A 2,011-nucleotide genomic window follows, 5' to 3' on the forward strand; every position below is an offset into this window, starting at 1 on the left:
GGTTCCCGATCCCCGGGGCGGTCCCGCTTCACGGATGCCCGGGATCGGCGGCGAGCCGGACCGTCGAGAGAGGCGTGAACCGAGTTGATCGGCACATCGGCAGTGATCGGGATGTCCCTCGTCGCCCTGGGGTTGGTCCTGACGCCCGGCCCGAACATGGTCTACCTGGTGTCGCGATCGGTGGTTCAGGGGCGTCGGGCCGGGTTGATCTCCCTGCTGGGCGTGGCAGCGGGCTTCCTCGTGTACCTCATCGCCGCCGCCGCGGGGATCGCCACCCTCTTCGCCCATGTGCCGGTCGCCTACACGGCGGTCAAGATCGCGGGGGCGCTCTACCTCGCCTACCTCGCCTGGACCACGCTCCGACCGGGCGGCACCTCGGCCTTCGACCCCCGCCCGCTGCCCCCCGACCGGCCGCGGAAGCTCTTCACCATGGGGCTGGTCACCAATCTGCTCAACCCCAAGATCGCCATCCTCTACGTGTCGGTCCTGCCGCAGTTCGTCGATCCGGAGCGGGGCTCCGTGGCCCTGCAGAGCCTCCTGCTCGGACTCATCCAGATCGTGATCGCGGTGACGGTCAACGGCCTCATCGCCGTCGGCGCGGGCTCCGTCTCCACCTTCCTGCGGAGCCGGCCCACCTGGCTGCGGTTGCAGCGGTACGTGATGGGCACCGTGCTCGCCGGCATGGCCGTGCACGTGGCGAGGGCGTGAGGCCTCGGCACCCCACCGAAGCCGGAAGCACCGATGCTCGGGAGCGCGCGATGTCGCGACCGACCGGGCACGGGCGCCGCGCGCCCCGTCCGGCGGATCGGGGCGGCAGGTCGGCGAGGAGGCCCGGCAACCGGGTGATCCACGCCTCGCCCCCTCGCCCCTCGCTCCTCGACGGACACGCCTTTCCTCCGTACGGGTGAAGATCGGGGATGGGGTGTTCTCATGGGATGTAGACGATGCGGTCCTCCGTCTCCGCGCCCCACGTCTCGGTGACCCCGGTCAGGGGCACGGCCCGGGCCCGCACGTCGATCGCGCCGGTGTGCACGGCGGCGAGCTCCGGCAGCTCCGCGAGGAAGTCGCGGGGCGGGACCGAGCCGATACCGCTGCCGCAGAGCTGCAGCCGGGCCGAGCGCAGCAGCGCGGAGTGGACCGGAATCGCCCGGCCGGCGACGGAACCGATCCGGATCCAGTCCAGGGGGGCGCCGGGATCCCGGCGCGCGGTGACGATCGCGGTCATCGCGAGCGCGGACGGCTCCCCCCACACGTAGTCGATGACGACGTCCACGTCGGCGGCGCGGTCGGCCCGGTCGAACGTCACCGTCTCGTCCGCGCCCGGCCCGCGCAGCGCGGCGAGCCGGGAGGCGTCGCGACCGACGGCGATCACGTGTGAGGCGCCGAACCGCTTGGCGATCTGCACCGCCATGCGCCCGGCGTTGCCCGTGGCGCCGAGGACGAGCACGCTCCGGCCCTCCCGGAACGCGATGCGGCGGCGCAGCGCGACCCGGGAGGACATCGCCGGGTTCATCGCGGCGGCGATGCGCACGGGGTCGATGTCACTCGGCGGTACCACGCTGTGGCGGGGGTTGATCACGGCCCGCTCGGCGAACGTGCCGAGCGTCGGGGTCTCGTGGCGCGGGGCAGGTCGTCCGAGGACCGTCGGGTCATCGAGGTGTTCATCACCCCGGAGGGCGGCGAGCTCGCGGAACGGGTGATGGAGGAGATCCGGACGGCCCTCGCGCCCTTCACGGGGCGCCCGGGCGCCCGTGACCGCCACGAGCTCGCGCGGCTGCTCGACGTCGTTTCCGGTGCGGCGACGGGACCGCACGGGGAGGCGGGGCCGGCGAAGGCCCCATGACACCGGGACTCTTCGGTGCCGACGCGCGCGGCTTCCTTCCGCGCGCCGCCGTCGCGTGCCCGGCCACCCGTGGGGGCGATCGGGTCCGCCGTTCGGTGGCGGCGACCCCCGCGCGAGTGCGCGAGGGGAGGCGGACCCCGGTGGGGTGGGGCTTTCTCTTATACACCT

Annotated in this window: 2 protein-coding genes; one reads left to right on the plus strand and one right to left on the minus strand. The window is 73.5% G+C overall.

From position 1 onward, the window contains the following. The first annotated feature begins 84 nt into the window (after positions 1 to 84). On the plus strand, positions 85 to 708 hold the full coding sequence (locus tag FOE67_RS23995; protein WP_182666927.1) for a LysE family translocator: 624 nt from the start codon (positions 85 to 87) through the stop codon (positions 706 to 708). A 220-nt stretch (positions 709 to 928) separates the two neighbouring features. Here the strand turns inward: FOE67_RS23995 and FOE67_RS24000 are convergent, their stop codons facing one another. Further along, positions 929 to 1,813: an MDR/zinc-dependent alcohol dehydrogenase-like family protein gene (locus FOE67_RS24000; RefSeq protein ID WP_182666928.1), complete on the minus strand. Its 885-nt coding sequence runs from the start codon at positions 1,811 to 1,813 to the stop codon at positions 929 to 931. Positions 1,814 to 2,011 lie beyond the last annotated feature (198 nt).

It is taken from the genome of Streptomyces calidiresistens (genome assembly GCF_014141525.1).
GTDB lineage: Bacteria > Actinomycetota > Actinomycetes > Streptomycetales > Streptomycetaceae > Streptomyces > Streptomyces calidiresistens.